Origin of the sequence: Bradyrhizobium diazoefficiens USDA 110 (assembly GCF_000011365.1) — a bacterium.
Taxonomy (GTDB): domain Bacteria; phylum Pseudomonadota; class Alphaproteobacteria; order Rhizobiales; family Xanthobacteraceae; genus Bradyrhizobium; species Bradyrhizobium diazoefficiens.
Map to the genome: position 1 here is coordinate 1,717,886 of NC_004463.1, position 25,165 is coordinate 1,743,050.

At 60.0% G+C, this 25,165-nt stretch carries 12 protein-coding genes and 3 pseudogenes; 6 read left to right on the forward strand and 9 right to left on the reverse strand.

The annotated features are described in order from the left end of the window. Window positions 1-4: 4 nt before the first annotated feature. The gene (locus BJA_RS08005; protein WP_038950471.1) at window positions 5-12,310 is read right to left on the reverse strand and encodes a hypothetical protein; all 12,306 of its coding nucleotides are present in this window, start codon (window positions 12,308-12,310) and stop codon (window positions 5-7) included. A gap of 148 nt (window positions 12,311-12,458) precedes the next feature. Between BJA_RS08005 and BJA_RS08010 the strand changes: the two genes are divergently transcribed. After that, window positions 12,459-14,297, forward strand: a complete 1,839-nt coding sequence (locus BJA_RS08010; protein WP_011084387.1) for a hypothetical protein — start codon at window positions 12,459-12,461, stop codon at window positions 14,295-14,297. Here BJA_RS08010 and BJA_RS08015 read toward each other — a convergent pair. Next, complete coding sequence (locus tag BJA_RS08015) at window positions 14,208-15,665, reverse strand: hypothetical protein (RefSeq protein WP_011084388.1); 1,458 nt, start codon at window positions 15,663-15,665, stop codon at window positions 14,208-14,210. The genes BJA_RS08010 and BJA_RS08015 overlap by 90 nt on opposite strands. A 233-nt stretch (window positions 15,666-15,898) precedes the next feature. Here BJA_RS08015 and tnpA point away from each other — a divergent pair, with 233 nt between their 5' ends. From tnpA to BJA_RS08030, 3 genes and pseudogenes are all read left to right on the forward strand, one after another. Continuing rightward, window positions 15,899-16,330: an IS66-like element accessory protein TnpA gene (gene tnpA / locus BJA_RS08020; RefSeq protein WP_011084389.1), complete on the forward strand. Its 432-nt coding sequence runs from the start codon at window positions 15,899-15,901 to the stop codon at window positions 16,328-16,330. A gap of 26 nt (window positions 16,331-16,356) precedes the next feature. After that, window positions 16,357-16,578 (forward strand): IS66 family insertion sequence element accessory protein TnpB, encoded by a 222-nt coding sequence (tnpB, locus tag BJA_RS08025; protein ID WP_370141156.1) that lies wholly within the window; start codon window positions 16,357-16,359, stop codon window positions 16,576-16,578. Window positions 16,579-16,804: 226 nt separating this feature from the next. Further along, window positions 16,805-17,380 (forward strand): annotated as a pseudogene (locus tag BJA_RS08030) (IS66 family transposase zinc-finger binding domain-containing protein); the annotation flags it as partial. 42 nt (window positions 17,381-17,422) lie between these two features. On the opposite strand, the pseudogene BJA_RS08035 reads toward BJA_RS08030, so the two are convergent. Next, window positions 17,423-18,077 (reverse strand): annotated as a pseudogene (locus tag BJA_RS08035) (IS66 family transposase); the annotation flags it as partial. On the opposite strand from BJA_RS08035, the pseudogene BJA_RS08040 reads away from it, so the two are divergent. After that, window positions 17,979-18,296, forward strand: a pseudogene (locus BJA_RS08040) (transposase domain-containing protein); the annotation flags it as partial. The pseudogenes BJA_RS08035 and BJA_RS08040 overlap by 99 nt on opposite strands. 40 nt (window positions 18,297-18,336) lie before the next feature. Next, window positions 18,337-18,684, forward strand: a complete 348-nt coding sequence (locus tag BJA_RS08045; RefSeq protein WP_011084395.1) for an HAD hydrolase-like protein — start codon at window positions 18,337-18,339, stop codon at window positions 18,682-18,684. Window positions 18,685-18,849: 165 nt separating this feature from the next. On the opposite strand, the gene BJA_RS08050 is transcribed toward BJA_RS08045, so the two are convergent. The 6 genes from BJA_RS08050 to BJA_RS42805 all read right to left on the reverse strand — a co-directional run bounded on the left by BJA_RS08050 (window position 18,850) and on the right by BJA_RS42805 (window position 25,150). Further along, window positions 18,850-19,455 carry a hypothetical protein gene (locus BJA_RS08050; protein ID WP_011084396.1) on the reverse strand — a complete coding sequence of 202 codons (606 nt, stop codon included), beginning with the start codon at window positions 19,453-19,455 and terminating at the stop codon, window positions 18,850-18,852. Window positions 19,456-19,745: 290 nt separating this feature from the next. Further along, window positions 19,746-20,867 (reverse strand): hypothetical protein, encoded by a 1,122-nt coding sequence (locus tag BJA_RS08055; RefSeq protein WP_063921391.1) that lies wholly within the window; start codon window positions 20,865-20,867, stop codon window positions 19,746-19,748. Window positions 20,868-20,878: 11 nt separating this feature from the next. Beyond that, window positions 20,879-21,682 carry a hypothetical protein gene (locus BJA_RS08060; RefSeq protein WP_014498104.1) on the reverse strand — a complete coding sequence of 268 codons (804 nt, stop codon included), beginning with the start codon at window positions 21,680-21,682 and terminating at the stop codon, window positions 20,879-20,881. Next, window positions 21,679-23,412 carry an ankyrin repeat domain-containing protein gene (locus tag BJA_RS08065; RefSeq protein WP_011084399.1) on the reverse strand — a complete coding sequence of 578 codons (1,734 nt, stop codon included), beginning with the start codon at window positions 23,410-23,412 and terminating at the stop codon, window positions 21,679-21,681. Before BJA_RS08065 ends, BJA_RS08060 begins: the two co-directional genes overlap by 4 nt. Before the next feature lie 510 nt (window positions 23,413-23,922). Further along, window positions 23,923-24,777 carry a site-specific integrase gene (locus tag BJA_RS08070; RefSeq protein WP_011084400.1) on the reverse strand — a complete coding sequence of 285 codons (855 nt, stop codon included), beginning with the start codon at window positions 24,775-24,777 and terminating at the stop codon, window positions 23,923-23,925. After that, on the reverse strand, window positions 24,755-25,150 hold the full coding sequence (locus BJA_RS42805; RefSeq protein ID WP_011084401.1) for a hypothetical protein: 396 nt from the start codon (window positions 25,148-25,150) through the stop codon (window positions 24,755-24,757). Before BJA_RS42805 ends, BJA_RS08070 begins: the two co-directional genes overlap by 23 nt. Window positions 25,151-25,165 lie beyond the last annotated feature (15 nt).

Genomic DNA, 25,165 nt, shown 5'->3' on the forward strand with positions numbered 1-25,165 from the left:
ATCGCTACGCCCCTGCTCTTGCGATTGGATCAAACAACGGTACGGCTGTGCCGCGGTAGACTTTCACGCGCGGCGATCGCCCACTGCCGAAAATCTGGTCGGCAAGGCAGCGGTCCACAAATTTCACTAGGCCGGCCTTGTCCTCTTGCGGATCAGACGCGAGTTGATTGATCGCATCCATGATCGACTTGCGCTCTCCGTCGTCAGGTGGCTGCCGCAGCAATAGCGAGCAGACGCGGAGCCTTGCCATGGCGTTGCCATCGAGATCCCCCAGTGCTGCGACAATGCTCGGGTCGGACAGTGCTTGACAGGGCAGATGCATCTCCAGCACGGCGGCAACCCCGTCCTCAAAGGCGCCGAGATCGAGAATGGCGGTTGCCGTGAAATCCCTGGCTTCAACCGCCAGGATCAGTGCGTTGATCTTGGCGTACGTACCTGCCGCGCGGGTATCGACAGTGATCGGGATCGCGACAATCACATCGACAGAACTTGGCAGCGTCTTGGTGGTGGCGAGGCGATAGGCCGCCTTTGCGATGGAGCCGGACGCCGGCAGGACGGCTGGATCGGCCGGCAACACGGTGTTGAGCGGCGAATAGTTCGCAAAGCGGCTCTTGGCCTCCTTGCGCGCGGCAACGACGCGACGCATTTCGGCGCAAATGGGTCCGCTGATCATGGTCTTGAAATCTGCCGCGTTGTAACCGGTCCTTGGGATGAGAGCACGGACACTTTGGCGCTGCGTGATGCCGCCGGCGCTACTGGCGAGCGTCGGCCATGTCCATCCGCCAGTCTGGGTGGTGCTGACGTCGGCCGGCAGGGTCGATGGCCACGGAAGACCCGCGGCGAACGCGGCGGTGGTGAATTGTCTCGGCTGGTCTGCCGGCGGAGGCCAATTGGTGCGGGCCCAAAGATCAAGGAATTCCCAAATGTCCTTGGCTCCCACAATGGCCCGGTAGTCTTGATAGACATCGCGCCACGCCGCGACGGCTGCGGTAAAGGCCGGCCAGCCAGTGTTGACGGCGGGGACATGCACTTCGAAGGTGAGTGTCGTGGTCGGCGCAACGACCGGCCAGATTCCGGCCGCGCCAAAATCTTCCGGCGCAAGCACGAATTTGCGCAACGGGTCGCCGCCACCGCTTGTAGGATCCGTCGTGGCGATCGATGGCGCGAATTTTTCCGATGGCAGCGTCGCGTCGCCCTTTACCAGCACCGACGGATAGAGTTTCCAACATATCCCGTTGACGGCGGGCGGCTCGACGGGGGGAGACGTCGGCGACGACGGGTCGAACAAGGGGCCGACCAGGTTCATCCGGTAGCCGGATGCTGCGGCCGGCTGCCCGGGCACTGGTATGACTGGCCGCTGCTGTCCGATGATGTCGAGTTCAGCCGATGCGGCCGACAGCCCGGCGTCATCAGTCGCGACAACGCCGATCTCATAGCGCGCCACTGGATCGGGCAACATGAAGACGTCGGGAATATTGTTGGCTTGCAACCAGACTTTCCGCGAGTCCTGCGGCATCGAATCGAACAACCGCGCAAGGGGAAGACGGAAGGTTACCCAGACGCGATCGGGATTGTTCAGCCTTTTGACACACCAGTCAGGCGGCGGAGTGGGAGCATTGATGTCACCAGGCTTGGGCGGGACGCTCGGCCTCCACGGCAACGCGAGTTCGTAGTGCCCTTCCTCGATCGTCGCGACGACCGGCTCCGACACCACCACGCCGGCCGAGGCAAATGCTGCGACATGGGTGCGGAAGAAGAACGGAAGCGCTTCGGTGCGTAGCGCTAGAGCACCACGCCAGCCATCAGTGTAGCGGCCGGGGACAAAGTCGGTCTTGCCCTGCGGCGGAGGCAATTGCGCAAGTCCGCCGAACTCGTCGCTGCTGTCGATCAGCTTGAACGGGGCAGGGCGATGGTCCCAGCCGCCAAACGCCTCCGTGGTGTCGATATTCGCTTGCAGGTCGTTGGCCCAGCTCTGCATCGGGAATTCACGCCAGAAGCCGAACGAGACGGTCTCGAACGACAACGCGCCCTCGACGGTGACGTTGGCCTCGGAAAGAACTTCTTCCGGATGTCGTGAGTAAAGAAACTCGAGCACCTTGCGCGGCGCGGGATCGGTGGCGGCGGTCGGTGGCAGAATCTCGATGCGCCGGGCATCGACGAGGACCGGAGGCGCCAAAGGTTCGCTTCGCGGGATCACAACGTCGAAGAATCGCTGGCTCCAATTGTTCTCGAACTTTTGTTGTGCGTCGGTGCTGTCAGCCAGCACGTCGACCCAAGCGCCGCCGAGTCGCGGCGGCTTTGGCGGAACGTCGGGGTCAGTCGCGTGGGTCAGCGCATCGGTGAAAGCCTCGTACCTTCCGTATGGGCGTACCGCGTACCGCTTCAAGCGCCGCTTGCGGTCGTCATGCGTGAACAATACCTCCATCGTGCCGTCACCGGCCACGCCGACGCGCCAAGGATCCGGGCGTGTGACTTCGGCGATCGCGAACAACGGCATCTTCGTCCGCTCCGGCCGCGACGCAGGCCCGTGTTCGATGAAGCGCCGCGTCCATTCGGGAATACGCGCCACCACGGTCGGCTCGTCGGTTGCGTTTGGCCACCCATCCGGCAGGCGGCGCAGCGCGTAGCTGCGGAAGCGCTTGATTGCGTCCAGCAAGGACTTGTGCCCCCCCGGCCCGGCCAGTGCGCTGTACCGCCGTGCCGTCATCTCCGGGAAGCGACCGAAAGGCTGCACCTTGCAATCGTCGGGTGATGCGACCTGCTCGATGTCGGCGCCGGTGACCCATGCCGCGCCGGTAGGCTGGCCGAACACGGCCGCTGCATCGGCCAGGTTGACGGTGACGCGCGCAAGGGCTGCAATGTCGCCCTTCTTGAGTTTGCTAGCGTCGATTTCGAGCGTTTGCTGCTCGCCGGCGCCGTCGAGCATGGCCTCGCGCAAGGTCTTGACCGCATCGCCGGTATCGGCCTTGGCGATCAACGTCACGATCGGGGGTTTCGCCAGTCCGGACGAAAGATCGATAACCTCTGCAATGGCCACCAGCCCCTGGGCAGGATTGAGGCCGTTCAGATCGATTTGGATTTTCGCCTTGTCGGTACGGTCCGGGAAGGCTGACTTGATGGCGAAGTACGCCACGACCTTATCGATCGGCTGGCGGCTTCCGCCCCTTTCATCGCCGCTGTCGACCCAAGCGCCGGCAAATCTATCGACGGTCGGTCGCAGCGAAATCTGGACCAGCGACAACGCCTTATCGTCAAGAAGCGCAGCTACTTCGTTGGCCGCAACGCCACTCATGCCGCCGTCGAACGAGGCCAGCGACATGGTCCCGCCGGCGTGGGTGACGATATCGACGAACGGCGAGCCGAAATCGGTCAGCGGATATCTCCGCAGAATCTCATCAAAGGCGGTCCGCAGGATCTCCAGCGCATCGGCGGGAGGGACATAGTCACGGGCCTCGGTGTCGTAGAGCTTGAGGCCCGCGGCGAGCCCGAGGCTGCGCATGATACTCCAGCCGTAGGGATCGCGCTGCACCGGCGTTTCATCGAACCAGCCTGCGACCTCCTTTGCGCCGATCTTGGGCGATTGCTCCAGAACCGGTTCGTAACGGCGATACCGCGGTCCCGGCCTGGTCTGCGCCGCGATCTTGAACGGCTGTGGACCTGGACCGGGCGTACCTGGTGTTGCGCCGAGATTGATGACGAGTTTCGCCGCCGCCTGCTGCGCGCCAAGTGCTGCGACTTGTACGCCGTCGAGTCGCAGGGCCAGCCGACTGATCGCGGTCATGATCTGGTTGACGATGTCGGTCCGACTGGCTGCCGTTTTCCCTTTCGGAACTTCGAGCCGTAATTCGGTGATTTGACCCGCCGGCGGGAACTGGAAGTCCTGGCCGAGTTGGAAGCCGAGCGCCGGCACCAGGCCGCTCCAGTCTGCGATGGAGAATTGGACCGAGGGTCCGATGTTGGTTGCCGGGTCGGATAGCCACGTCTCGATCGCCTCTATAGCCGGCTTGGCCAGATCCAACTGAGGGTATCGCAGCCTGAGGCGCGGCGCGGTCTGATATCGCGCCCAGTCGATGACGTCGGCGAGCACGGGATGCACGGGCGGGTCGAGATCGATCTGCCAGTCGGTGCTACCAAGCACGATGTCCGGCGCGCCGGTCGCGCCGGGTTTGAGGGCCCGGACGGTGATGCGCGCGTTGCGGAACGGTGCGGGGTTCGCTTCAAATGCCGCGCGAATATCCGGAGCGTTCGCATTCCAGACCAGGTTTTGAAAGAGTTCGCGCAAGACCGCGGCGGTCCATTGTGCCTTCAGTCCTTCCGGATGCAGGATTTCTTCGGCTCCGTCGGCCAGAAGCCGCCGCACCTCGCCGCTGAGTTGATCGCTAATCTTGAGTGCAACGGCAATGCGTTCAGGCCGACCGTTGGAGAGCAGTTCGGTCAACAGCGGCTCGTCAACATTGATCGCCAGCGAGCGGCGCAAGATCCGCTCCGGCCAGACAAGGAAGGATTCCGCAGGTGAATACCACGCGCCCTGCCTTATGGAGCTCGACGCCAACAGCCGGCTGGTTTCACTTGGATAGTGCGCCTCGAGCTTGGCGAAATCAATGATTTCGGCTGGATCGAGCCGCGCCAGCGACGGCGGTAAGGCTTGAACGCGCGCCAGGTGGCCTGCGGGAGGATCACGTGTGAAAATCAGTGCCAGAATTTTGCCATTGGCGAAGGGAGGCTTGCCGCGTACGGGCTCGACGATGAGTTTGCGATAGCCGCGCGCGCGCACGCATAATTTGAGATCGAAGGTCAGGGCGTTCGCCAGATTGTCGATCTGGACTAGGCGGATCTGGCCTTTGGCAGCGTCGCCGGAATCGTCAAGCCGGTCCAGCGCCGCCAAATCGCCGCCGACGTAGATCGCATCCATCGTGCCATCTACGGTGTGGATGCGCAGTGCGGTGCCAGGATTGGCATCCACGGTGGAATTACTGAATGGGTAACGCAGGCTCAGCGCCGCCGGGGCACTGGTGGCGCCTTCGGCTTCGCCGGCGACATCGAGCTCGAAAATGTCGTATCCACCGAAGTACAACGCAGACCGCTTGGCACTATGGTCCGCGGCCAGCGTGTCTGATGCGGCGGGCCGGGCGTTCCATCGAACCTTCGTAGCGACGCGGCGCGCAGCATCGCGCATGCGCCGAACCGGCGGCGTACCTGTTGAGCCGTCGTTCCAGCCGAGCAATTGGGCAAGGGTGGCATCCTTGTCGGGGTGCAGGATGGTGACCCGGCCGGCGTCCCCATCGAGATCTTCCGACAGCAACGGCGCCGACTCGATTTTGACCGGGTGTTCGAATACTTCGACCGGCGCGGCGACCGCCGGTAAATTGTCCTTGGTAGCGACGCCGGTCAGATCAATCAGGATCGTTGCGTCCATCGGGCACCACGGCGGCTCAACGCCTTTAAGGCCGAGGTCAAGCTTGGGCTGGATCGCGAAGCGAACGCCGATCGGTCCGCTGTCGAGCCGATTCCGCGCTGTCCGTTTTGCTCCGATGGCCTCCCTGAAGCCATCCAGGTTATCAATCATGTACCCCGGCTTCGGCGGCAATGCCGCGGCCACGACCCCGGTCGGGTCGTCGAAGCTCGGCTCCTTTACCTTGCCTGCGTCGGGTCCGGGCAGCACTCCATCGGTCAAGGTGATGACGAAATCCCGGTCTGTCGGGCGCTTGATCGCGAAGTCGGCCGCGGACGGCCGTGCACGGGCGTCGCTCACCGCATCCGAACCATAGAGCCCGATCGGAACCGCAAGTTCATTCCGGACCCGCACGACGTAGGAGCGCGGCGACTTCAGGTCATTGCGCTTCTTCGGGTCGGCGGCCGGGTGGTCGGCAGCGTCGTCGATACCGAGCGTAAAGGTCGGTATGAAGGAGGCCGTCGAGGTAACGTCGGCGATTACCTGGTCTTTGCTGCCGCGATATTCGAAATGCAGCACCGCACGGCTGACACTTTTGCGCGCCGGCTTGACCGCTTCGGTTTGCAACACCAGCGGCGTCGGCGGTCCATCTGTGCCGGCCGTGTCGACCGGCACAACGACGTAGCGCAGCACATTGGGTGGCGGGTTCGGAATGTTCGCCGGTGGTCCGCCCGGCTTGCTCGCGGGTATGTTCGACGGCGGCAGCAGCAAGCGGCGCAGCTCATCGGGAAGGTCAGACAGATCGTCGACGAATTGCGCGTTGGGTCGCACGAAACGCCAAACGAAATTGGCGGTGACCGGGTCGCGCACCAGACGCATGGGACCGGCCGCCTTGGTCGTGATGCGCATCGGCTTGTACTGGCTGTCGACGCTATCCGGCGTCGTTACGACGCGCTCGATCCGGTAGTGCTTCAGGTTGAATTCAGGGTCGTTCCACACACCGGTCGATGCGCCGAATGCGGGCTCGAGGTCCCAGTCGAGCCGGATGCCGCTCGCGGTCGCTTCGATGACCGGATCGGCCAGCCTCGGCGCGCGCTCCCTGAACATCCGTTCCGGCGGATTGAAGAGATGGACGTTGCCATCGAGCGGAACGATCGAGCTGACTGCGGAATCCACGTTGAAATTTGCGACACGCGGAAGATCGTCGGCTGAAGCCCGTTCGAACAGCTTGTCGATGTCGCCTCGTTTCACGACAAAGGCAATTCCCATGGTCCGGATGTCCAGCCCGACCTCAGCCGCGCCCGCCTGCCAGGAAGCATCGGCGCCGGCCGCAAGCCTGGCTGCGGAATCGCACAACGAGGCGATCGCGGCCGAGCGTCGTTCCTCGATATCGTTGGCTGCGCGATATTCGATTCCGAGATTGATCTGATCTCGGCCCGCTTCGGTGAGCACTTGAGCGGCGGACTCGCGGTTATCCGGCAGTCTCTCGCGGTCAGCCTTGATATGCGTATTCAACGGCTCGTTCAGATCCGCCGCGCCGGCCGCGTTTGGCTGCCGAATGAAACATTGCGACAGGAACCGGCCCATCGGGAGCGCTTCGCCGCCGGACACGGCGATCTTCCAGTCCAGATTGTAAGTCAGCGGCACGGGAGTTGCCGGAGGGGTTCCGAATTGGATAGGCTGCTTGCCTGACTCGGCATCAAGTCGGAACAGATCGACGGGCGTCATCAAAGGAGTGCCGTCTGCTTTCGTTCGCGTCGATATGCGCAGCGCCGTCGGGTAAACACCGCCGCCCGACTCGAAAATCGTCGGCGGTGGGTAGAAGCTGCTGAAGGACTGGCCATCTCTGCTGGTCGGGAGTTTGTTGGTATCCAATCCGGTTTCGGTGTGATCCCGGGGCACGAAGACCATCACAAATCGCTCGTCGTCGCCGGTGCCTTGGTCGCCGGCGACCGGAAACAGCATCGCCCAATACGCGGTCGGCTGCAGCGGCCGCCCCTGCGCGGTCGGGGCCGCGCCGGGTGCGGGGGCGGTCACCGCGTCGTGCTTGTCCAGCGCGTCGTTGGCAGCCTGGTCGGCATCGGCTGCACTAGGTCCGCGCGGCAGCTCCGGTGCCGGCGGCGCGATGCCCTTTTCAGCGTCCGGCATCGCAACCGTAAGGCCAAGCTGCATGAAGCGTTCGACGCGCGCCCGTGCCTCGTCGAGGCGTCCGGGATTGATCGCAAACCCGATACCCAGCCGGATGTGACGACCAAACGCCCCGACGGCAACCGATGCCGCACCACGCGCTGCGATGCTGTTCGGCGTGGCGGCGGCCTCAAGTGCGATCGAGATCGTCAGCGAAATCGAAAAACCGACTTCCAGATGGATGTCGGTGAAACCGACACTGAACTCGAGCCATACGCGAACCTGCAGCGAAAGCGAGATGTCGAAAGCGATCGAGCCGTAGAACAGTGTTTCGCTGAAGCGCTTGACCGAGATGTACGCAATGAATTTTGCATCGATGGCGAAGTCCGCGCGCGCCGCCACAGAAGCGCCGAACGAGCGGCCGCCGACCTGGCCGCCAAATTGGGCGTAACCTCGGGCGCGGAAGGCGATGCCATACAGCATCGAGCCGTCCTCGATGCGGTTGATCAGCCCGCCCTCGCAGACGATCTGGAAGCTGCCGCCGCTCTGCCTCTCCTCGAACGTGAAACCGAGTTCGTAAGGCCAGCCGAATTCCTGGTGGAACAGCCCGGGACGGATGTATGTCGTCGCCGACCACCGAATGTTCTTCATGGCCTTGACGAGCGGCGCCGGCAGTTTTGGATGAGTACCCTCGACGTCGCCGGTGCCATCGGCGATTAGGCGCCCGAGAAACTCCTTGCGCGGGACTGAAAGGTAGACATAACCGCGCAGGGTCGGGTTGTTGCGCCATCCATCATTGACACTGGAATCATGCCAGTCAGCGTAGTTGCGTGCGATCCAGACCCGCGCGTTCAAGAAGAAGGTGAAGTCGCTGCGCAGGGCTGCGACGATGTCGAATAGGATCGGGTTAGGAAGCTCCTTTTCGCCGTCGGCGTTATATTCGGTTTCCTCGGAGGCGCTCTCGATCGTGATCAAGCCCCGTAGCGCCAGCGTGACGCGATTGCCCTCCGCCTCCGGCTCCCACGATTTTACCGAGGCAAGGTTGCCCTGGTATTTGGATATGTCGTCCAGGACTTTGATGAGGTCCTTGACGTTGGTCACCTGATCGGCGCGGTTGAAGGCGGCGAGCGTAAAGCGGTAGCCGAAGCCAAAGCCGACCTCCCGAAGATAGATCGGACCGACCGGGGTCGGTATTTCGATCGAAAGGTCGTCGGCCTCGCCATAAAGGAAAAACGCCTGGCGCAAATCGCCGCCCGGTTTGCGAAGCTCGAGGAAGCCCATCGCGGCGGACATAGCGCCCCAGCCCTTGATGGTCAGCTTGCCGGAAGCAAGGAAGCCGTGGACGGTGACGTCCTTTGGAAGTGCGCCCGGCGAGTAAAGACTCGGCAAGGTATCGTCCACGGTCATCGCCGTGCCTTCGATCGATGCCGCACCGCCGAAGCGTATGCCGAGCGTCAATCCGTCGAACCGGATCTGCGGGAGTGACTGGCCAGCCTTCGGCGGCGCGATCCATAGCTCGTGAAAATCAATTCTCGGGCTGACGATATCGCCGGCTTCGACGAAATTGACCTGTCCGGAAATCGACAATGCCGGCTTGCCGCCGAACGCCGGCGAAGCCGGATGGAATCCGATGCCGCGCAGCTCGAAGTTGAATAGATTGAAGAAGTTGAATCGCTTGGCCGGAACCACGGCGACCTGGAACTTAATCGCGCGCAGCAGCATCGACGAATCCCGAGCGAGCGGCGCCTTGTCCAGGGTGATGGTAATGCTACCGAGGTATTTCAGCAGCCCGTCGGTGAATTCGCCCTCCCGTGGCTGGAATACCGCGGTCCCAGTCAGGGTGAAGTAGAAATGATAGCCGGCGCCATTGCCGGTAAAGTTCTGAAATTCGAGGCCAAGCGCGGTGATAGTCAGCACGAACCGTGTGGCGTGGCAAACGATCGGATCGTTGGCCTTGTCGAGTTTGGCTTCGGCGCTCTGCACAATCAGCGAGCCGTCGCTTCCCCTTCCCATCGAGATGGAAATCGTGGCGTTGGCTTCGCCGACCAGTTCAGGAGGCAGTTGCCCGGAGCCTTTGATCGAAAATGCCTGGATTTCGCTGTTCTTGATCGAGAGCCCGCCGCCATCGAAGCGGAACGGCATGTCGACGCCGGCGAGTTGCACCGGAGTGTCACGGTCGACCTTGGCCGCCAGGTCGAGCCCGCTGCGCGACATTCCGAGCTCATCGACATGAAACACGATGCCGCGGCCGCCGCTGGCCACCTGGCCGTAGGCAAGGTCGAGCCGCGCCTCAGGAGCCAGTGAGAGGCGCACGTCACCGCTCGAGAAATCCAGCCCGAAGAACGGAAATTTGCCGGCAGGCCAATCGGCGCTTCTGGGCGCATTCAGGACGATGTTGCCGTTCAGGCCAAGCAAACTGAAATCCGATTTGCTGGCTTCGCCGAAGATGCGGACCTTATCGCCGCCGGACAATCGTACGCTGAAATTCGTGAGGTCGATGTGGACGTTGAGATCGAAATCGACATTTGCGTCCTTGATTTTCAGCGTCACGCTGATCGGCAGATCAAAGGCACCGTTTCCGACCGGAACAGCAGATTTCTTCGCGGTGACCTGGATGTACTGGCCGAGCGCGTCAACAAACTTCGGCGTACTCTGTTTGGATGATTGAAGGAACGGCAGCAGCCTGTCGGTCTGAGCCTCGATGTTGACATCGACACTCGCCCAATCGAGCGGCGAATAGGTGATCGCGCCCGTCATGCGCGCGACCATCAAGCCCGCGGGCAGGCTGGTCCCGGCCGGCGGCATGATCGGCGTCGCCTGGACTGTCGCCTTGCAGGCCTGCATGAATTGGGCCTTGCCGCCACTCAGGCGGATGACCGCAATCGCCGTCGTAGTATTGAATTTCGCGGTGGCTTGGATCAGACGCTTATCAGCCCGTTTGCCGTCCGGGTCGGTATCCCTCACGGCTTCCACGCCGGCGTCGCGCGACAGCCAGAGATCGGTTCCCAAGGTTGCGAGTGAACCTACCGGCGGTACGGCCATCAGCGCGACGCTCGGCGAGCCATCCAGCTCGACGAGGAGCATCGGTTGCCAGTCCAGCGGTATGTCGATGCTGAGGCCGAGCTCCTGACCTGAAAAATTCCCGCCCGGCGCATTGACCCATGCCGGCGTGATGACGATTTGGCGCAGCGCATAGCTGCGCGCGTCGAGCCGCACCTCCACGACGATTGCGATGCCGGGGCCGCTCGTCCCGAGGGCCTTGATTGCATCCCACAGCATGCGCATCAGCTTCGCCAGGACCTCGGCGACCGCTTCGGCGACGCCGAGCAGCGAACTGGCGGCGGAGCCGGCCTGCTGCGCCAGCCAGCGCACTGCCGCCGCCATCATGTCCGCGAAACGTTCGAGCACCTTGAGAACATTTGACAGATCGGGGACGTTCGGACCCTGAACGTGGAGCGCCGACACGAACCGGACCAGCGCCTGGGCAAGATCGGCCGCTTCCTGCGCTGCCAGCGCGACAAGTTTGACCGGATAGGGTTCGACAATTTCCAGCGCGGTCAGTTGGCCCGACGAATTGCCGGTAAGGGTGTCGAACGTCTGTGAATAGGCGGCATGAACGGCGATCAGCAGTGCCGGATCGTTCTTGGCGCGGACCAGGATGCGCGGCATGTTGAGCGTGGCGGTGACGCCCACCGCCGTCGGATTTGAGAGGTCGACCGGGGGCATAGCGAGGCTCAGCTCCGAGGCCGCCAGTTCGATCTTGAACGGCAGCGCGTCGGGCTTTTCGATGGTGGTCGCTGGCAGATCGATGGGGGGCACGCCGGTCGGGATGACTTTCCCCGCAAGCGACAATGTGCCGGCGGCATCGAGCGTGATGCCGAAGCCGTTGATCGCAGCGATATCGGTAGTGTGGCCTGCGCTCTCGTAGATCAGCGTACCATCGCCGCGCTGCGCCGGACTGGTGGTGATCTCCAGCTGCTTCTGCGCGTTGATCGCCAGTGTGGGCTTGGGCGCGGTAGCCCATCGGATCGATATCGGCCACTTGCCGAGATCGAGTTTCGGAATCGGTAGATCGAACTTGAACAGATTGATCAGACCGCTCAAATCGAGCGCGGGCCAGCTTAGTTGGGGCCACGGGATCTTCGGCCAGCGCAGATGCAGCGCGGGAAACTGGGGCAGCGGGTGCAGCGATATCGAGGGCAGCAGATCGACCACTTCGTTGCGGGTCAGCGAGACCTCAAAGCGGACGTCAGCGCGGGTGATTTGGTTCGGCACCGATATCTGGCCAGTTCCGGTCAGCGTCGCGGTCAGCAGTGGAGTATCGTCCTGGCCAGGATCAAAAGCCGCAATGTCGATACCGAGATGGGCCTCGAAAGCTCCGGCCGCTGCGAACGGTATCCCGCTGATGCCGAAAAAGCCTGCAGCCGCAAGGTCTATCGATACGCCTTGAAGCGCTTGCCGCAGCGTGTCCCGTTCAGCTTCGGCGGCTGCGGCCAGCGCGAATGCCGCACTGTCTCTGAGGGACTTGATGTCCTTTTGGATCTGACTCCAGGACTTTAGCTTCCACGGATCGAGCGCGACATCCGCGTCTTCGATCAGGATAGATTCTAGTGGATGGCCGGGCGTCTGGGATGCATGGGACGGAATTACAAACGGATTGATTTTGATTCTTCCGCTGCCTTGCGGCGTCGTGACGAGAATCTCCTCGACCTTGAATGGATCGTTCGGGGTTAGGCCCGCGATGGTCAGCGCATTCGTTGCGCCGGAGAAAAAAATTATGCTCGCCGCCATCCACGCCCCCGGTGTCGGCATTGAGTTGGCGAAATATGCCAACAATTTTCAGTTGTATCTTGCCATTCAATCATAAATGATAGGCCATTGCCAAGCGACATCGTCAGATTTTTAGAAATGGTTTTTCAACCGCGCCGGGGGACGCAAGATGGCCGATCAGCAATTACTCGCGATCGTGTGGGGAGAGACCTCGGGGCTCGCGGCTAAGGATGGTAGCAATCAGACGCTCGCACGATTACACGCGGTGGTCGCTAAGCTGGCCGCCGCCGCTCAGCGCCGCGGTCTCGGTGGAAATCTGAAACAGCAACTGGCGCCGCGCGCCAACGACGCAGTGGCAATGGTCACCTACAACGCGATGTCGTCGACGGTGAGCGCAGTCGAGACGAACACGTATCGCGCCGAGATGGAGTTGCCAGCGCGCGCAGTGCTCTGGGAGGTCAACGAAAACGGCGCGCCGCCGCGCGACAATTTGCCGCCAACATCCGTCGCCTGGATGTTCGACGCGGATGTCACGTCCGGCGGCGATTTTGTTGCCGGTACCGGCGCCGATACGCGAACCTACCGGCTCTTTGAATCGCCCAAACTTCCTGCCGAGGACGAGTTGCCCTACGTCTCCGGTTATACCGATTCCGGTGTCGTTCGGCCTTCGGACCGGCGACGCTGGTATCGAAGCCCAGCTTGGGGGATAGGACTTTCCGGCGGCGCGCTTTTTTTTCTAGCGGCTTTCAGCTTGCTGTGGACCGCGAGCAGCTTCAGCCTAGCGTATGATCTGCTCGCGAATCGGCAGATCGAAGACGGTCAGAAGTTCAGCAGTTCCCTGCCGTTGCCGGCGTGTCCAGCTGGAGGGGGGCCGGATCAGAAGGCTTGCGAAACCGCAGCCGACACTCTAAAAGGCAAGAGCGGCACAGCGCTGGATGACGCGAGAAAGAGTCGTGACAAAAAACTGTATGACCTCTTTTCCGATCAAGGACCTACGTGCGTTGAACGGTTGACGAAATGGGCTGACGAAACGAAACCGCCAGTTGATCCGAAAACGAAGAAGCCGATTTCGGCCGACGATCAAGCCAAAAATCTGTTCTGCCTTGCCCTGCTCGGAGACGCGGTCAAGTTTGCTGCGCAAAATCTCGTCATCAAGGCCGACACGTGGGTCGGACACGCCGCACAATTCGTGGGTTGGTGGCTGTTTGGCTGGCATGTGCCGACGAGCGGAGCGCAGGCCGTGTCGCTTGGTATGCCAACGGCTCTGATGATGCTCGGCGTGATCCTTGTGCTTGTTGGGTTGGGCAAGGGCGTCAACGGTACTCCACTTGGTGCGCTGATCAGTCCAAATGGCCGATACTCGCTCGCGCTCGCCCAAGTGACCTCCTGGACTGTTCTCGTACTGACGAGCGTGATGGCGATCGCTATCTTCAACGGAGGTCTTGTCTCCGAGATGGTCCGTAATTTCCCAAGAGCGGTGAGCGACCTGCCCAATGCTGTCAAGAATGGATTCTTTCCGGATATCCCTACCGGGATCTGGGGTGTGCTGGGGATTTCGTTCGGGTCAACCGTCTTGTCCACGCTGATCAAGTCAATCAAGGGCACCGACGATTCGCCAACGGTTGTTTCGTCCGAGAGGTCGCAGCCAGTCGGCAGCGTGACCATGTTCAAGGACAAGGTCGCGGGATACGACCCGCGGCACCGCGCCTCCATTGCAGACTGGTTCCTGGGTGAAGACACCGACAACAAGGACAAGATAGACATCACGCGCGTGCAGATGGTGCTGATAACGTCCGGGCTGCTTGTCACCTACGGAAACGCGATCTTCGCGGCGGTCCGCGATCTCACTGCGCAGGAAATCTTGCTCGTGATCCAGAAGGTTGATGTCCTCATTGGCGCTTTGCCGCCGGTAGGAACGTCAATGGCCGCCATGCTGGCTGTCAGTCACGCCACCTATCTTGTGGCAAAGGCTGCTGACACGCCGTCGCCAAAACCAGTGCAGCACTAACCGCGCGGACTTTCCGGCATCGTTCGCCGATCCGCACGCCCAGACAATAGCCGGTCCAATCGGTTTCGCAAGCCTGCAAGCGCTTGAGGCGCGCAGTGTCGCGGTGCGTATCGCTCTGTCGCTCCGGGCATGGCAAGATGCGTAGCCACGATCGGCTTGATCAGGACGACTGGCTATCGGAAGCACCGGCTCTGGGTGAAGGCGGAAACTCTGTTTCCGAGACGGACGAATTTTGACGCCCTCAATGTCAGAGTTAGACTTAATGTTGAAGAGCGGATCCATCTGATCTGCTACCTCCAGCGCCCAACGCGCCCATTTTTCGAATTCTGGCACTTGCGCTACTTCTGATCTGCGTCTTGCCTCGACGTATTCACGTATTAGCCTGGCATTTCGCCAGTTCTTGGCCTCGGTTAAAAGCCCATCGCGGCGCGCCTTCTCCTCGGCTGCAATGCGTTCCCGTTCTTCGCGTTCAGCTTTCTCCTTAGCTTTGCGCCGTGCTTCGGCTTCCCCTTCCTCACGCTTGCGCTGCCACGTCGCCATCTCGGACTGCCATCGCCGCGATTCGCGTTCACTCACAACAGCAAGGCCGATCACAATTTCAGTCAGCTTGTCTTCGAGCTTACCTGCATCATCATCCATCCAACTCGAAATAATATCTGGATGGTGCCGACCACCTTCAGCCCGTAGCTCCAGCTTGTCCTTTGCGTCCGCATCGTCAGAGCGCCGGTTACGGGCCTGACGCTTCTTTGGGGAACCCAAAGTTATGCTGACGCCCGCAGGTCCGCGGATTGAAATCTCGCGTGCCTCCCGATCGCGGATGTAAGCACTTCCTCCCCCCACCCTGGCAAAGGCGAGAAAGATTGAGTTGAGAATGCGTAGACGCCGCCGTTCGTAGGATGATTCGAAACGAGGCTTCTCCCAATGGAAGGAGCTTGCTGCCATCTTCTGACGAATCGTTTCATCGCGATTGAGCAGTTTGGCGATGGCGGGATCTGCGCGCGTCAGGTCGCGGGATAAGCTTACTTTGCCGAGACGCTTCCGAAACCGCTCCGTCAGCACATCTATGTTCTCCGGTTCGCCGTCAATGCCGGGCTCACCGGTAATCCGAGCTTTTAGTTCGGGCGGCAATGCTCCACCCATTTCAATCAGATTGATCGTTGCGAGATCGCGCGGAGGAAGAGGCGTTCGCGTAACCTTTTGACCAGCATGCAGCTTGTTCCAGTATCCGCGTTCCGGGATGGGTATATCCGCCTTGCCGCAGTGCTTGGCTATCGCCACGTCAGAAATGCCGATCGCTTTGCAAATTCGGCTCATGGCCTCCGGCCAAACCAATTCATAGAGTTGTTCGCGCGTTAAGCGTAGCGTCACTTGTTTCTCTCGCGGGATTCGGATTTAGGTGCTGCAACTAGGCCCTTTTGGCAGGCGCCGCTGCAAGCGATCGGATATCCGAAGTGCGAAGCTAAGACTAGAAATCCGAGCAGGCCTTGGCCCGACTATAGCGGGCATCACCATCGAACTAGGGTAAGCGGCGTCCTGCGGCCACGTTTCGGATGAAGTGGTAATCTGCGAGCCTGCGGTTAGTTTCGACCGCTAGGCGTAGAATGGACGCAGTGCATAGTGCTATCACGGAGCCGGTTCGGCGTCTGGAAGTCTTCACCGGCGCCGGTCGTCGGCGGAAGTGGAGCGACGAAGACAGGGCGTGGATTGTTGCCGAGATCGTTGCGAGTGGTGACTCGGTCTGTGCCGTGGCTCGGCGCCATGGATTATCGCCGCAGTTTGGTTGGCGCCGCCAACTGCGAGAAGCCGCGGCCGAGCGTTCCCGATCGGAAGACTTGCAGTTCGTGCCGGCCGTGGTAGGCGCGGTCGCGCAGACGCCTGTTCTTGGCAATGAGCGCAAACCGCCGCGATGCAAGTCCAGGTCCGACGTCGGAATGATCGAGATTGAGGTCGACGGCGTCACGATCCGGGTCGGCCGTGGCGCGGATGCGACGATGATCGCGGCCATCGTTCAGGCGCTGAAGGCTGGCCGGTGACCGGTCCATCCGGGACGGTTCGAGTGATGGTGGCGACCAAGCCGCTCGACTTCCGCAAGGGCGCAGAAGGGCTGTCCACACTGGTGCGCGAGAGCATGCTGGCCGAGCCGTTCTCGGGCACGGTGTATGTGTTTCGGGCCAAGCGAGCGGACCGGATCAAGCTGATCTTCTGGGACGGAACGGGTCTGTTCTTGTTCGTCAAGCGTTTGGAGAACGGCGTCGCTGGCCGAAGATCGAGGATGGCGTGATGCGTTTGTCGGCGGCGCAATTGTCTGCGCTGCTGGAGGGGCTGGACTGGCGGCGGGTCCATGAGGCACGGGAGACGGCGACACCGACGCAGCCCGGATAATTGTTAGCAGCGCTGCGGCGAAATGAATCAGACGCCCCGCGCTCGTCGCAAAGTGCCGCCGAGTGTGATCTGATTTGCTGGTGCCGAGCGACTCCCTGCCTGACGATCCTGAGATATTGAAAGCGATGCTGCTCGCCGAGCGGTGCGAGAGCGAGCGGCTGTGCCAGATCATCAAGGAATTGCAGCGCCATCGCTTTGGCCGCCGGGCGGAGACACAGCGCGAGGAGCAGATGCTGCTTGGTCTGGAAGACGTCGAGCAGGTCGCAGCGTGCGGCGAAGCAGAGCAGGATGCGAGAGCGCCCGAAGGTCGCGTAACACGGGCCCGCAATCGTCGCATCAATCGTGGAGCCCTGCCGGCGCACCTGCCGCGGATCGAGGTCGTCGTCGACATCGACGCCAAGACTTGTCCCTGCTGCAAGGGCAAGTTGCACCGGATCGGCGAGGACAAAAGCGAGCGGCTGGACCTAGTGCCGGCGCAGTTCCGGATCTTGGTCACCCGGCGGCCCAAATAGGCCTGCCGATCCTGCGAGGACGGCGTCATGCAAGCGCCGGCTCCGGCGCGGTTGATCGAGGGCGGGCTGCCGACCGAGGCCACCGTCGCCCAGGTTCTGGTGTCCAAATGCGCCGATCATCTGCCGCTGTACCGGCAGGTCCAGATTTACGCGCGGCAAGGCATCGCGCTGGATCGCTCGATGCTGGCGTGAGAGCGCATAGCGGATGGCCTCGGCGAGCTTGCCCTTCTGGCTGATCAGGGCGAGCTTTGCGCGTAGCCAATTCTGGAACGTATCGGCGAGTGGCCGACTCTTGCGCTGCCGGATGAGGCACCGCTCTTCGGCACTGCGGCCCCGGATGTTCTTCTCGATGGCGTAGAACTCGGTTGTGCTTGAGCGCCTCGCTGGCAATTGGCGCCGGGCCGGGGGTGGCGAGTTCGTAGAAGTTGCGCCGCATATGCACCCGGCAGAACGCGAGCGCAACGTCGCCGCGCTCGGCGAGCTTGCCGTAGCCGGCATAGCCGTCGACTTGAAGAATCCCCTTGAAGCCTTCGAGATGAGCGATCGGCCGTTCGCCTTGCGGTCAGGGGCGTAGACATAAGCGACGCATGGCGGATCGGCGCCCACCCCATGGCCGGTCATCCACGGCATAGGTCCACAGTTGCCCTGTCTTGGTGCGGCCACGGCCCGGATCGAGCACCGGCACCGTTGTCTCGTCGGCGAACAGCTTTGATCTTTGCCGGAGCGTGACGAGAAGTCGTTCGTGCAGCGGACGCAGGTGCCAGGCGGCATGGCCGACCCAATCCGTTGGGAGGGACTGACGCGCTTCATCGATGATGGCCGTATCGAACTCGACAAGAATGCCGTCGAACGCGCGATCCGTCCGATCACCCTCAATCGGAAAAATGCGTTGTTCGCAGGCTCCGACGGCGGTGCCGAGCATTGGGCAGTGATCGCCTCCCTGATCAAGACTTGCAAGCTGAACGATGTCGATCCGCTTGCCTACCCGACCGATGTCCTCAACAAAATCGTCAATGGGCATCCAAATAGCGAGATACATGATCTGCTGCCTTGGGCCTATGCTGACAAGCCCGAAATCATGGCTGTAGCCAATACAGTGATCTAAGGTTGGGACGACACTGAAACGGCAGTGGGACCTTTTGCAGATGCCAGATATCTGTGTCATTTTTGATCTGGATGGAACGCTCGTTGACAGCGAGACCCTTTGTAATCAAGCCTTTCTCGACCTGCTGCCGGAGTTGAGCGATCCTGCCGAGGTATTAGTCAAAAGATACCGTGGCAAAAAGCTCTCGGCTATTCTCGCCGATATCGAACATCGTATCGGCGGAAGCCTGCCCGATACGTTTGAAAACAACGATCGCGGGCGCGTCTCAGAGTTATTTGCACGCGATTTAAAGCCTATGCCCGGCGTTGTAGCGATGCTTGATAACTTGAGCCATTACAAGTGCGTTGCATCCAGTGGACCTCCAGCGTTGACGATTTTCGGCTCGTGACGGCTTTACGTAGGCCGTGAACCCACAAACGTACAGGGCTGACGGCTTGTCGAAGTCCGCTCTGCCCCGATAGCCGACGTATTGTTGCACAGCAGCGGAACGGCGAGATGGTCCATTAACTGACTTTGTCTACTTCAATTACGAAGCTGGACTAAGGCCGCATGCCTAGCGTTTGCCGCTTGGTTTGGCAGCCTTCCTCACCGAACCTCTCTTTGCTGCGATGTTTCCCTTCGAAGTATTTGAGGCCTTGGGCTTGCTGCTTGACTTCCTATTTCTGCTGATGCCGGCGTTGGGATCAAGAAAATTCGCCGCGCCGCGAAGTCGACCTGCAGCTCGTTCAATTTCCTCTATGGCCGAACTGACGGATTGAGGCGAAACCTGATAATCACCGTCGCGGGCCTCCAGCCCATACATGTATTTGTGGCGGCCAGTTCGAGGTTTGCCATCAATGAACACGTCGGCGCTGCGTAACAAGTAGCCAATGTGGGGAAGCTGCTTCGAGAATATGTCGTCCAACTCATCAGCGTTGGGAATTTTGAACACGCCTTGTAGGGTGTCGTTTGTGAAATTGATAAGTGTTGCAACTTGGTGCGACGATTCACGCGGCACCATGCCGTTCGCTAGTTGATCCTTGGTGGTCTCAAGAAGCTCTGCAATTTCTCGAAGGTTCTTCCCCAGACGCCCTTTATGCTTCGCGTCGATTTTGAAACCCGCCCCAACAAGCTCTTTTATAAGTCCAATGAATGTCTTGACGACTTTTGGATCGATCATTTGCGCAAACTCCGCCAAGTAACAAAGTAAAGTTGGTACGGCGCCAACGCGATTGTCGGCTCAGGGAATACACTCACCTTACATCACAGAGAAATTCCAGCAATTGGCTCGCATCGTCCATTTACGTCGATTTTGGCATGTCCGCATGTCCGGTAAGGGGGCAATCTCGGAAATGCCGATTGTCCGGCTTCCGCTGATTGAAGGCATCGGTTTGGACGTGATTCAAGCGTCCAAACCGGGGCCTCGAGTCATGCTGCATGAACTCTCGGACTTTGAATGGACCTCTAAGCCTAACCCTTGTTTAGAAACTCGCGTATCCGAGTGCGACTTGTTAGAAGGAAGCCAAGAACGCTGATGATTGCACCAAATGTGAAAGTGATTGTTGTATTCTTCCATAGCCAGTGAAGAAGGCTCGGCGTGAGAGTCGATTGGGTACCACGAACGTCTACGGCGTTGCCATTAAATGCCACATTCAGCGTCGTGGCCTTGGCGCTCAGTTCAAAAGCGCCATTTCCCCTAATTACCGAAAGTGCCTGTCCGCCGAAGGGGGACGTTTTTTCGTCGCCGAAGCCCAAAAATGCGACCGTCGCTGACTGGAGAAGGTTGCTGCGGCCATTCAGTATGCCATTGACGGGCACCCGCTTGTCGAACGCGATTAGGCCCATTTGACCGCTATATTGAATGACGGACAGACGTTCACCGGCTTTTGGCCGTCTCGTCAACAGCACTTCAAGTGCGGGTCCGCTCTGAAAATGAACATTCCTCTTTGCCGTGAGCGCTCCAGCTTGGAGAGGCTTGCCATCGCCATCGAGCAATCGAACAGCTGTGCCATTGAGCGATAAGTCTATGCCGGACCCCGGACCGTGCAGGGACAACCGCATTAGATCGGAACCGAAAAGCTCCACGGAAAGTTCGTCATCCTTCGCGACGTGGATCTCGGCGATAGCTGAGTCTGCCTCAATCTTAAGTCGCTCGTTCTTTACGTTTAGCGGTAACGTGGCCCCGCCTCGGGCGTCCGTGACCGCTGCGGCTCCAGATATTTCGGTGATGTCGTATCCGACGAATGCTAGTCCTTCTCCCTTCAGCCTAACGTCTTTCTCGAATGCGAGACGAACACCTCGGGACGACGCTTCCATTGAAATCAGTCCGGCGGTGGGGTGAATGCTGAGCAATAGCGCAACCAACGCACATGCTATCCCGATAAGAAGAAACCATCCCCCTGGTCCTAGCTTGCCATCGCTCGCATCCGGCGCCTCGCCACTCAACGCAACTGTGAACTGGCTGAGGTGTATGAGTCTGTTGGCAGCTTCTTCAATTGCGTTGGCATCGTTGGCTCGACGGGCAGCGTCGAGTTCGGAGAGTGCCAATTGCTTCTGGCTTCGGGCCCAGTCCTTAGCGGCCTCCAGACCCATGCCGCGCCCCCTTATTTTCGAAAGGACAGGTAGGTACTACCTTCGACGAACTTCCCGTCAAGATTCTTGGTGCTGAAGGTAACCTCGATACAAAACATTCGGGGAATAGCAGCAGGTAGCGTCAATTCTATGGGCGTTGAAGGCGACGAGGATGCCAGGCTCAGAAGCTCGCGATCAACGGTGCACTTATTGGATAGGTCGGAGCGGCCGACGCTGACAGATACATTTCGGGCCGGCGCTGTAAGCATCATCCGAAGCGCGAGGTCGGACTGTTCGGAGGGACCAGCTGACTGTGGCTGGCGCAGAGCTATGGGGAAAAAGATCGTCTGTCCAGGTTGTGCCGGATCTTGGATCCGACCGACCAGGTCCAGGCTAGTCAGAGAGACACCAAGTGGTTTGGCAACATCGTCGAGCGGCCAAGCAACGGCCTTCGCCTTATCGAGCGCCGCGTCGAGACGATAGAAGTGTTGTGCTGTCCTCTCCAAAATGGTTGCAATGGCGCTCGCGCCTTTGGGTATATCGGCGGTGCGAGTTATCGTCACGGTCTTGACCAAAGTGAGGTCTACCCTTGGTAGGACTTCGAGACGCAATATCGCGACACCGACCGAGCCAGCTTGATCTTCCCGAATAGTCCCCTCGCATCGCTCCTCAGAGCGCCGTCCGTACGAACTCGCGCCATGTGCCGGCGATTGGTTGTCCATCGTAAGCACGGCACCACAGTCCATGGCGGCTTGTGACCGCTGAATGGACGAAAAGCTAATAACCGCGACCGGCAAGATGGTCATTAAGCGTGAGCCACTGATACAGGTGGTCATAGATTCTCGCAATTCCGTCGCTGAATGCGGAAGTCGCGTGCTTCGCTGAACTGGGTTTCTTTTAGCTTACTGCAGTAGTCCGTAGCCAGTTCTATCACCACGCGTCTGGCCTGCTGTTGTTGGACGTCTGTCAGCTTATAAAAGATAAGGTCACTGAAGATACGCTCCTTGCCGTTGCGGTACCCGAGCGGGCTACCTCCTCGCTTGGCTAGCAGCCGTGCAATTTGGAAGTTGCCGCCAAAAATCGCTGCTTCAAAAGGCGTTGGTCCATACAACCCGCCCTGATAGTCGCGAAGGTCCACGGGCACACCCATCGCTAGCAATCGCTCGACCAGTTCTGAATTTCCCACAAAAGCCGCGGCATGAAGCGGACTTCCCGTCACGTTATCGCCCACTAACCCTTTGCCAGCGCCGGTGTTCAGGAGTTTTTCAACCATGCTTGACTGCCCTTTGAGGATAGCAGAAACAAGCAGTTGGTCCTCGTCGCCTAGGCCGGCTGGCCTTAACTCGAACAAGGCTGCTGCGACGTCCTCTCTTCCAGCCTTGATCGCTGCATTCACTGGCGTAAGCCCGCCGCAGTTTCCCGTTACGAGCTCGCGGGAGTTTGCCGCTAGGATCATCCTGATCGAAGTCTCATCTCCCTTGCTGAGCGCGGTATTAAAAGGGCACGCGGTACCCATGCCTGCGTCCAGCATGATCTTCAGGGCATCGTAGCGCTGCGCTGCCATTGCCGCGCCAATAGCGGGGCCATAGTGAGCACGCGCGCCGGACTTGATCAAAGTCACGGCCATGTCGATCTGGTTCGCCCAACCGGCAACGGCAAGCGGTGGGTACGGGCTATTCTCATCGTTGAACTTATATGATCGATCGAGATTGATGCGCTTGGCCACGACCGCCTTAAATTTCTCTCGGTCGCCGCCATTGATGGCCCGTCCCAACCGCTCGCCGAACTTGAGTTCCTCGGCGTCAGTATAAATGTTCCACGGCACCCCGGCTTTTTCTGCAATTCTCCGAATCTCATCAAGCCTAAGCGCAAGCGCAAGCGATTCATCGCGCTCTCCCAGAATGTTCAATCCAACGACGTGTCCTTGCTCGTTGAAGACGACCGCGCCAGAGGTCCCGACTTGCGTCGCAAGCCTTTCAACCAGGATTCCACATGCTTTGGTTGTATAAGCGGTGTCGCAGACATCAACGACGACACCTAGCTGTTGGGGGATGATCGGCCGCTGTAAATAGCCCAGAAATGTCACAGCCGTACCGTTCGCTAGTTCGGCGGCGTCCGCCATTAACGTGTGCTTCGTTGTCCAGGTTTGAGGCTTAGGTACCGATAGGAAGGCGATGTCCTCGGAGCCACTGGTACCCGCCGCAGGCAAGGCGATCGGGTCTGCCCGGCCAAAGCTGAAAGGCTTCCCGTCGCTCGAATACCCCCCCAATTGGACGACTTCGGCAACCGGTGGAGTAAATACCCGGCAGTGGATTACGTGATCCGGCACCGCCAAGAAAAGCTTGTCGTCGTTTTCGCCAACGATAAACGCAAAGCCCTCCTTCGCGTTGCAACCCTTGAAGCTGGCGTTCACTCGAAGAAAACTGGCTAGCAGGGAGACTGCCGATGCCCTGAATGTGTCAGACGGGCGCTCCTGTGAGGCAGCACCACCTACCGAGGCTGACCAACTGATTGCGAGGACCAGTGCAACAATAACTGCCTCGCGCAACAATTCGCTCAACAGCACAGCCCTTCCCCAAGTCAAATTGGGACATTATTGTTTGTGCGAACTAGGCACTTAAGTCTATGAAATATAGCCGGATTTTTCTAGTTTCTTGCCCTCACTTAGCTGCCACGCGGTTGCGTGATGTTGGAGCGAAGCAAAGGTAGCATGTCTTGCCAGCATCAACCTTATTGCATTTTGGCCCGCCCGTCACGATCCGAAAGCGTGGACCTTTGCCCTCGGAGGATAGGCTAACGATTAGAGTGGTTGGTTCAACTAGTTCGCCGCTCGTTGGTCGTTTGATGGTCGGCGGATGGATCGGCCATTAACGGAACGGAGCCGGAATTTATCTTCAGGCCGTAGCTCAAACAGTGGTTGCTTGTCCGGCAAGATCGAAAAATGCTCTATTTTTCAATGGGAATTTCCTGATACTCTCTCTGCCTCGAACAAAGGTCTTCTGACGGACGTCGGGTGAGCTCGATAGTCATCAGTTCGGGTTGCACCAGCAATCCAATCCCCACGAACTCCATTCTTCTATCGACGCAGCGGCAGTACCGAATCGAAGTTGCCGCGGTTTCCTTCGATCTTCCTCTCTCGCTTGGCGATCTTCTCAACGGCGTCTGCGAGATAATCGGGGTGATGATGGCCGTAGGTGTTGAGCAGAACGTCAAGCGACATGCCTAGGTAGCCCGCTGCCTGCCACGGATCGGCGCCACGCTGCATCAACCAAGTCGCTGCTGTATGCCGAAGCGTATGGGGCGAAATACCCACGCCAAGGCCGGCCAGTCGCACGGCGGTTTTGAAGGCCGTCTTCACTGAGATGACGGGTTTTCCATTGAATTCCACGAAGTGTTTCGCGTGATGATCGATCCGGTGCCAACGCCTGAGATGCGCAAGCAGGCGCGGCGGGATCGGCACTGGCGGTTGCCGCTTGTTGGTCTTTGCGTCGCCCTGGCGGCGCCGATAGTATATACCGCGCTCCAGGTCGACAAACGCGCGGCCGACTGCCGGAATCGGCGAAGCGGCGGCGATAGCGCCGGCTCGCGACCCGCTGTAAACACCAATCAAAATGAACCGTGCCAGGTGCCGTAAGGGCCGCTTTCCGGTCGCGACTTTCTGGCCTTTCAGTGGCCCCCGCGACATCTTCTGCAGCTCGCGGTATCTCCAGCACGTCCAGATCAGCTTTGCGGCATCGGATCTCGTGAGCCACTTATCGCGGGGCTCGCCCTTTGCTGGCAACGTGATCTTGACGATCCCTCGATGATAACCTTCCGCCGCATGATGATTGATAGCTGCGCGTAGGTCTTCAAGATCGCGCCTTGAGCCGCCCTTGTTGCCGCGCTCCTTAGCGTATTGACGGCACTGCTCACCGTCGACCCCGGCTAGCATTTTTGCGCCCCACCAATCGTTCAGGCGCCCAATCCGCCTTGAACTTGCGGATGCCGGGAATCGTCTCTTCATCATCTTCAGCGACCTTGAAGCGATCGCGGAGCTTGGCGAGCTCTGCATCGAGGTAGATCGAGAGCACATCCCCGATCGGGATTGATTCAATGTCTTGGGCCTTGCGCTTGGGGGCGTATTTCGAGGCAATATAATCCTTTAACGCTTGCTCGGCGGCCGTAATTTCATCTGACGCGCAGCCTGTGCTGATATCCAGGCCGTTGTCTCGGATGATCCACGTTGCCCGGTGGGTAATCTTGCCGGCTTTGTCTCGTCGAGCGGCCTTGAGATGGAGCCTGGCACCCTTGCTTCGACGCGGCATAATTCCCTCATTCTC

Bases quoted from the DNA above. Each gene is read 5' to 3' on its own strand.
- tnpA (WP_011084389.1), top strand. From the start codon at position 15,899: ATGGACGCAGTGCATAGTGCTATCACGGAGCCGGTTCGGCGTCTGGAA.
- BJA_RS08005 (WP_038950471.1), bottom strand. From the start codon at position 12,310: ATGGCGGCGAGCATAATTTTTTTCTCCGGCGCAACGAATGCGCTGACC.
- BJA_RS08045 (WP_011084395.1), top strand. From the start codon at position 18,337: ATGCCAGATATCTGTGTCATTTTTGATCTGGATGGAACGCTCGTTGAC.
- BJA_RS08050 (WP_011084396.1), bottom strand. From the start codon at position 19,455: ATGATCGATCCAAAAGTCGTCAAGACATTCATTGGACTTATAAAAGAG.
- BJA_RS08060 (WP_014498104.1), bottom strand. From the start codon at position 21,682: ATGACCACCTGTATCAGTGGCTCACGCTTAATGACCATCTTGCCGGTC.
- BJA_RS08070 (WP_011084400.1), bottom strand. From the start codon at position 24,777: ATGCTAGCCGGGGTCGACGGTGAGCAGTGCCGTCAATACGCTAAGGAG.
- BJA_RS08055 (WP_063921391.1), bottom strand. From the start codon at position 20,867: ATGGGTCTGGAGGCCGCTAAGGACTGGGCCCGAAGCCAGAAGCAATTG.
- BJA_RS08010 (WP_011084387.1), top strand. From the start codon at position 12,459: ATGGCCGATCAGCAATTACTCGCGATCGTGTGGGGAGAGACCTCGGGG.
- BJA_RS42805 (WP_011084401.1), bottom strand. From the start codon at position 25,150: ATGCCGCGTCGAAGCAAGGGTGCCAGGCTCCATCTCAAGGCCGCTCGA.
- tnpB (WP_370141156.1), top strand. From the start codon at position 16,357: ATGGTGGCGACCAAGCCGCTCGACTTCCGCAAGGGCGCAGAAGGGCTG.